Origin of the sequence: Demequina sp., from assembly GCF_024642165.1 — a bacterium.
Classification (GTDB): domain Bacteria; phylum Actinomycetota; class Actinomycetes; order Actinomycetales; family Demequinaceae; genus Demequina.
Map to the genome: position 1 here is coordinate 1 of NZ_JAHEBP010000108.1, position 7,115 is coordinate 7,115.

Annotated in this window: 6 protein-coding genes; 3 read left to right on the top strand and 3 right to left on the bottom strand. The window is 70.0% G+C overall.

What is annotated here, in order from left to right; translation table 11 throughout:
- A partial coding sequence (locus Q0L54_RS11110; protein WP_366937952.1) for a deoxyribodipyrimidine photo-lyase occupies nt 1-323 on the bottom strand: 323 nt, incomplete at its 3' end.
- A 119-nt stretch (nt 324-442) separates the two neighbouring features.
- Here Q0L54_RS11110 and Q0L54_RS09360 point away from each other — a divergent pair.
- Both Q0L54_RS09360 and Q0L54_RS09365 read left to right on the top strand, forming a co-directional pair.
- Nucleotides 443-1,354: an ABC transporter ATP-binding protein gene (locus tag Q0L54_RS09360; RefSeq protein WP_296667525.1), complete on the top strand. Its 912-nt coding sequence runs from the start codon at nt 443-445 to the stop codon at nt 1,352-1,354.
- Nucleotides 1,351-2,946 carry an ABC transporter permease gene (locus tag Q0L54_RS09365; protein ID WP_296667526.1) on the top strand — a complete coding sequence of 532 codons (1,596 nt, stop codon included), beginning with the start codon at nt 1,351-1,353 and terminating at the stop codon, nt 2,944-2,946. The genes Q0L54_RS09360 and Q0L54_RS09365 overlap by 4 nt, the downstream gene beginning before the upstream one ends.
- A 61-nt stretch (nt 2,947-3,007) precedes the next feature.
- Here the strand turns inward: Q0L54_RS09365 and Q0L54_RS09370 are convergent, their stop codons facing one another.
- Nucleotides 3,008-3,754, bottom strand: coding sequence for a MerR family transcriptional regulator (locus tag Q0L54_RS09370; protein ID WP_296667528.1), 747 nt, complete (start codon nt 3,752-3,754; stop codon nt 3,008-3,010).
- Nucleotides 3,755-3,859: 105 nt separating this feature from the next.
- The gene (locus Q0L54_RS09375) at nt 3,860-5,566 is read right to left on the bottom strand and encodes a choice-of-anchor I family protein (RefSeq protein WP_296667529.1); all 1,707 of its coding nucleotides are present in this window, start codon (nt 5,564-5,566) and stop codon (nt 3,860-3,862) included.
- 266 nt (nt 5,567-5,832) lie between these two features.
- On the opposite strand from Q0L54_RS09375, the gene Q0L54_RS09380 reads away from it, so the two are divergent.
- Nucleotides 5,833-7,115, top strand: a 1,283-nt coding sequence (locus Q0L54_RS09380) for a dihydroxy-acid dehydratase (RefSeq protein ID WP_296667531.1), incomplete at its 3' end; no start/stop codon positions are given.

Here is a 7,115-nt window from a genome sequence, read left to right on the forward strand (position 1 = left end):
GTGTCCTCGCGCAGGCTCCACAGCACGCGCGCTAGGTGCGCGCGGCGCCTGCCGGACCACAGGTGGACGCCGCGGGTCCAGGCGAAGACCGCCGCGGCGGGGCCGTCCTCCTGCGCGCTCAGCAGCGCGGGGTTGTCCGCCAGCCGCGCGTCGCGCCGCACCCACCACACCGACGTCATGACCGCATCGTCCCTCATGGACTCCACAACGCCCGGAGCCCGCCGCACGATTCCGGCGCCTCGCCCCGCCCCTCGCCCCGACGCGCGCCCCGACGCGCGCTGGCGGGACATGAGTGCCGGATTCGGGCCGAAACCGGCACTCATGTCCCGCTGTCGCGCCACGCCGAATTCTGCGCTTGTGGAATTCGGGGGTTGTGTCGTTGGATGGACTCGTCCCGTGATCGCGGGCCAGCGCCTGCGGGCTAATGACGGGAGACGTACCCATGTCCGAGAACGAGCCGGTGATCGAGACTCGCGGTCTGGTCAAGCTGTTCGGGAAGTTCCGGGCGCTCGATGGTCTCGATCTCTCCGTGACCCAAGGCGAGGTCCATGGCTTCCTGGGCCCGAACGGCGCGGGCAAGTCGACCACCATCCGCGTGCTTCTCGGCCTGCTCAACGCGAATGGCGGCACGGTCCGTCTGCTGGGGGGTGACCCTTGGAAGGACGTGGTCGAGCTTCACAAGCGGCTCGCCTACGTGCCCGGCGACGTCTCGCTGTGGCCGTCGATGAGCGGCGGCGAGGCGATCGACCTGCTGGGCAGCCTGCGGGGCGGCCTGGACGATGCGCGGCGCGCCGAGCTCATCGAGCGCTTCGAACTCGACCCCACCAAGCGCGGACGGCAGTACTCAAAGGGCAACCGCCAGAAGGTGGCGATCGTCGCCGCGCTCGCCTCGAACGCCGAGCTCCTGGTCCTCGACGAGCCCACCAGCGGACTCGACCCCCTCATGGAGAACGTGTTCCAGGAGGTCCTGGGTGAGGCGAAGGATCGCGGCGCCACCGTGCTGCTGAGCAGCCACATCCTGTCCGAGGTGGAGATCCTCGCGGACCGCCTCAGCATCATCCGCTCCGGCAAGATCGTCGAGACGGGCACCCTTGCCCAGATGCGCGGCAAGGCCCGCACCAGCGTCCACGCCACGCTCGCGCGCGTCCCGGCCGCGGCCGATCTCACCGGGCTCCATGACGTCCACCTGAACGGCAACACCCTGGCCGCGACAGTCGACGCCGGCGGCATCGGCGCGGCGATGTCCGCCCTAGCCCCCTACGGGATCGACGCGCTCACCGTTGCGCCGCCGTCGCTCGAGAGCCTCTTCCTTCGCCTCTACGAGAACGAGGACGATGCGGCGGCCACCCGATGAGCACGGCGACGGTGGGCGCGCCGCGCCTGCTGCGAACGTCGATCAGGCACGAGGCGCGCAGCTTCGCGCCGTGGATCGGGATCGCGACGGTGCTGTCCGCATCGTCCGTGCTGGTGTACCCGTGGGTGTTTCCCACGCAGGCTGACCGTGATGGTCTCGCCACCCTGGTGGGGGCCAACCCAGCGATCGGGCTCATCTTCGGCCCCGCCTTCGATGTCAGCACGGCAGACGGATTCAACGCCTGGCGCACGCTTGCGCTCGGCGGTCTCCTTACTGCGCTGGGCGCGATCTTCGTGGTCACCAAGGCCACGCGCGGCCAGGAAGACTCCGGTCAAGCGGAGCTGCTCGCGTCGGGCGTGCTCGGAAGGTCCTCCCGGCTGCTCACCGCCGTGGCCATGGGAATGATCATGTCGGTCATGGTGGGGCTGGTGGCCGCGCTCGTGACATTGGCCTGTGGTGGCGGCCTCGAGGCGACCTTCCTGCTGTGCGCCACCTACACCGCAACCGGGTGGATGGGTACCGGCCTCGCTGCCGTGACGTCGCAGCTGGGGGCTGAGGCGCGCGCGTCGAGCTCGATGGCCGTCGGCACGTTCGGGGTGCTCTTCATCCTGCGCGGCTTCGCTTACTCGGTCCAGGCCCCGGAGTGGACTCTCTGGATCAACCCTCTCGCGTGGATGACGGAGACCAAGCCCGCGGTCGAGAACCACTGGTGGCCGCTGTTCCTCGCGGTGGGACTGACGGCGATCATGCTCGCGGTCGCCTTCGTGCTGCAGGCCCGGCGTGACTTCGGCCAGGGTGCGATCGCGCCGTCGCCCGGTCCGGCGCGGGGCCGCGCGCGGTCCCCGCTCGCGCTGGCGCTGTCCCTCAACCGCGGGTCGCTCATCGCGTGGGGGATCGGCTTCGCCGTGCTCGGGGTCGTGTTCGGATACTTCACCACCGCGATCACCGATCTCCTCGCGGACGACGAGGGCATCGCCAAGGTGCTCGCCGCGAGCGCCCAAACCCCGGCGGACATCTTCGGCGCATTCCTCGCGACCATCCTCAGCCTGGTGGGGATCATCTGCTCGATCGCGTGCGTCCAGATGGTGCTGCGGGTCCGCAAGGAGGAGATGGAGGACCGGGTCGAACCCATCATCGCGACGCCTACCACTCGCCCGCGCTACTACGGGAGCAACGTGCTGGTCGCGCTCGGGGCGGCGGCCGTGTTCCTCACCATCGCAGGTGTGATCGTGGCGAGTTTCGCGTCGGGAGCGGGGATCGGAATCTCGTTCGGGCAGGCGCTCACGCAGGCGCTTGTGACCGTGCCGGCCGTGTGGACTATCGTCGCGATCGCGGTACTGGTGGTGGGCGCGCGCCCGAAGTTCGCGATCGCCGCATGGGCGGGGGTGCTGATCTCCTTCGGCCTCACGCTCCTGGGCCCGACGTTCGGCCTCGACGACTGGGTGCTGGCGATCAGTCCGCTCTATCACGTGCCCCACGTGGCGACCTCGTCCTATACCTGGGGCGGGCTCGCGGTGGTGACCGCCGTCGGGGCGCTCTTCGCAGCCATCGGCTTCGCGGGGTTTCGCCGGCGCGACCTCGCCACGACGTGACGGTCACCTAGCCGCGCCGCGCCCGTCCCCGCCCGTCCCGCTGCCGCGCGCGGAGTGCACCTCAGCCCGTGAACACCGCGATCGCCTCCCGCAGCAGCTCGGCCGTGCCGTCGCCGTGCTTGTCGTAGGTGGCGCGGAACCGGGGGTCCTCGACGTACATCGCGCCGAGCCCCAGGTACGCGTCGCGGTCTGGCGTCCAGAACAGGGACACCCACGCGTGGTGCCGCGCCACCAGCGCCTGGACCTCGGGCGACGCCGGATCCGCGTCGGCCGCCGCGAGCCGCGCAAGCGCCGACGCGATCGCCTCGTGCTCGGCGAGGTGCGCCCCCTGCCCGGCCGCGCCCAAGGCCGCCCACGCCGCGTTCGACCCGTCCACCGCATCGTCCCCCCAGCGCTCGCGCGCCTCGGGCTCGTAGCGGGAGTGGTCGAATCCCTCGAACATGTGGTCGGCGGTCATGGGCAGGCCCTTCTCGATGCGGGTGATGGTGCGCTCGACGGTCTCGGCGAGCGTGGCGAGGCGGTCCCGGCGCTCGAGGAGCGCGACGTAGTGCTCGTGCATGAGGGACGCGACCAGCGCTGGGTCGTCGGTGTCGACGATGCTCGCGATGGTGTCGAGCGGAACGTTGAGTTCGCGCAGCACCAGAATGTGCTGGAGGCGCAGAAGTTCGGCGTCGCCGTAATGGCGACGGCCGTCGCGGCCCGTCCACGCGGGGGAGAGCAGTCCGATCGCGTCGTAGTGCCTCAGGGTGCGGCTGGTAACGCCGGCCAGGCGGGCCAGCGCCGCGATGTCGAGGCCCTCTGTGCTCATGAGACCACCGTAGAAGTTGACGCGACGTCAATGTCAAGCGAGGCCGTGCCCGGACGCGCAAGGCCCGGCGGCCAGCGCGAACGCCGGCCGCCGGGCTCGGTAGCGCTACTTCTTCGGGGCGATCGAGAACAGCGTGGTGGTGCCGGAGACCTCGTTGCCCACCGCGAGCATCGGCACGCCCGTGGGCGAGTCGCTGGCCGAGATGAATGCCAGGCCCTCGGGACCCAGGTCGCCCGCCGCCGCCGATTCGGGGTCGGCCTCGAAGTCGCGGTTGTTCACATAGGTCACGAACCTCGATGCGTTCGGGTTGGTGACGTCGTAGACCATGACGCCGCCGATCCGCTCGAGGCCCACGAACGCGTAGATCTTGTTGCCGACCTGGCCGATGGTGAGGCCCTCCGGCTCAGGGCCCTTGTTGTCCGAGCGGTTGTCCAGCCCGGTCCCGTCGTTGCTCGAGTTGAAGACCTCGGGCAGAGCCGCCGCGGTGATCTGTTCGAAGTCGTCGCCTGAGTCGAACACCTGCGTGCCGTCCGTGGTCCAGATCGAGAACGAGCGAGCGCCGAACGCGTAGAGCTCCTCGTAGCAGGAGCCGTCCGCGCTCAGGCCCGACTCGCGCGACACGGTCAGGCGTCCCAGCGCCGCGTCCTCGAGCTGGGCGTCGGTGAGCACGCCGCCACAAGGTGGGGCGTAGCCGTCTTCGCCAAGGTCCTTGATCCGCACCGACTCCTCGTATTCGTCGACGCCCTCGTTCCAATCGTCGCGGCTGTCGCCCTCGTTGGCCGTGACCAGGTAGGTCTTGCCATTGACTGCCGTGTACGCGGCGATCGAGTCGGGCTGGTAGAGGCCCTTGACCGGGACGCGCTGGATGTTGACCCCGCCGTCCCTGTCGGACGGGTCGATCCCCGCCTTGATGGCCGAGAAGTCCTTGGCGCCCAGCGAGAAGAGGTCCGTCACGGTCGCCGTGGCGAGGTCGACCACGGCGATCGCGTTGGCCTCCTGGACGGTGACGTAGGCGGTGGACGATGCCGCGTCGACCGCGACGTACTCCGGCTCGAGATTGCGCGAAACCGGGTGGTCGATGCCGTCGATGCCGGCGAAGACGCGCACGCCTGCGGGCAGCCCGGCGCCCTCGAACGCGTGGAAGTCGGCGGTGCGAACCGCGGCCTGCGTGGGTGCGAGCAGGGTCGCCGGGAGGTCGATGACCGTGACGGTGCCCTCGGGGTCGACCGTGTAGGTGGCGTTCGGCTCGCCCTCGTCCGCGGTAACGGCCTGGGTCCCATCCGGGGTCACCGCGACCATGTCGGGCTGCGCGCCCACCTGGACCGCGCCCAGCGCGTTGCCGTCGAGGTCGAAGAATGCGACCCAGCCGTTGTCGGTCTTGTTCGGGGCCTCGACCGCGACCACCACCAGGCCGTCCGCGCGAACCGCCACCGAGTTGGCCTCGGAGCCCGCCGGGATGGTGTCACCGCCGGCGATGGGCACGCCGGCCGCAGCGAGGGTGCCGATGAGCACGGGGTTCTCCGGGTCGCTCTCGTCGATGACGTTGATCTCGCCCACGTTCGCGTCGACACTGTAGAGCTGCGCGCTGCCGGCGTGGAATGCGACGATCTCCGCCGCGGACTCGTCGAACACGCCGGTGTCGTAGCTGCCCAGCGGCGCCAGCGAGAGCTTGGCGGCGGGTGCCGAGGAGCTGATCGGATCGTCTACGATGGCGGCGTTCGCGGGGGCGGCCATCGCGGCTCCCAGCGTGAGGACCGCGCCGGCGACGAGCGCGCGGCGGGCGGTGATGGAGCGAGTGGACACAGGTGACACGGAGACCTCCATGGCTCGGGTCGCGACCGGTCCGAGCACGGCACGGTCGCCGGATCATGCACTGACGTGGGCGGCCCACGCGCATCGTGGGATCTCCCCAACTTCCACGTGCGGCCGAAGTCAACGCTTCCAGGCGAAGGTGACGATCCGCCCCCCTCGCGGTGAACCTTCGGTGAACCTTGACCAGCACCTCGGCATCGCATCGTCCCTGCGACCACGCGGCGTCGGGACGGACGCGGGCACCGCATCGTCCTAGACTCGGCTCCATGACTGAGACCCCCGATATCAAGCCCCGTTCGCGTCAGGTCACGGACGGCCTGGAGGCGACCGCGTCGCGCGGCATGCTCCGCGCCGTCGGCCTCGGAGACGACGACTTCGCGAAGCCGCAGATCGGCATCGCGTCCTCGTGGAACGAGATCACCCCCTGCAATCTCTCGCTCCAGCGCCTCGCGGCCGCGTCGAAGAACGGCGTGTTCGCCGGCGGTGGCTACCCGCTCGAGTTCGGCACCATCTCCGTGTCAGACGGCATCTCGATGGGTCACGAGGGCATGCACTTCTCGCTGGTCTCGCGCGACCTGATCGCGGACTCGGTCGAGACGGTGATGATGGCGGAGCGGCTCGACGGCTCGGTGCTGCTCGCGGGCTGCGACAAGTCTCTGCCGGGCATGCTGATGGCCGCCGCGCGGCTCGACCTCGCGAGCGTGTTCCTCTACGCCGGCTCGATCATGCCGGGCCACGTGACGCTGTCCGACGGCACGTCCAAGGACGTGACCATCATCGACGCGTTCGAGGCCGTGGGTGCCTGCGCGGCAGGGCTCATGTCCGAGGAGGACCGCCTCGCCATCGAGAAGGCGATTTGCCCCGGCGAAGGCGCATGCGGCGGCATGTACACCGCCAACACGATGGCTTCCGTGGGTGAGGCGCTGGGCATGTCCATCCCCGGCTCCGCATCCCCGCCCAGCGCCGACCGTCGCCGCGACCACTACGCCGTGAAGTCCGGCGAGGCTGTGGTCAACCTGCTGCGGCTCGGGATCACGGCCCGCGACATCATGACCAAGGAGGCGTTCGAGAACGCCATCGCCGTGGTCATGGCCTTCGGCGGCTCGACCAACGCCGTCCTGCACCTGCTCGCGATCGCCAACGAGGCGGAGGTGGACCTCACACTCGACGACTTCGCGCGGGTGGCCGCCAAGGTGCCGCATCTGGGCGACCTCAAGCCGTTCGGCCAGTTCGTGATGAACGATGTCGACCGCGTAGGCGGCGTGCCCGCGGTGATGAAGACGCTGCTCGACGCCGGCCTCATGCACGGCGACGTCATGACGGTCACCGGCAAGACGCTCGCCGAGAACATGGACGAGCTCAAGCCCGCCTCCATCGACGGCCGCGTGGTGCGCGCGCTCAACAACCCGATCCACAAGAGCGGCGGCATCACCATCCTCAAGGGCTCGATGGCCCCCGACGGGGCCGTGGTGAAGTCCGCGGGCTTCGACGACGACGTGTTCGAGGCCACCGCCCGCGTGTTCGATCGCGAGCGCGCCGCGCTCGACGC

Bases quoted from the DNA above. Each gene is read 5' to 3' on its own strand.
- Q0L54_RS09360 (WP_296667525.1), top strand. From the start codon at position 443: ATGTCCGAGAACGAGCCGGTGATCGAGACTCGCGGTCTGGTCAAGCTG.
- Q0L54_RS09365 (WP_296667526.1), top strand. From the start codon at position 1,351: ATGAGCACGGCGACGGTGGGCGCGCCGCGCCTGCTGCGAACGTCGATC.
- Q0L54_RS09370 (WP_296667528.1), bottom strand. From the start codon at position 3,754: ATGAGCACAGAGGGCCTCGACATCGCGGCGCTGGCCCGCCTGGCCGGC.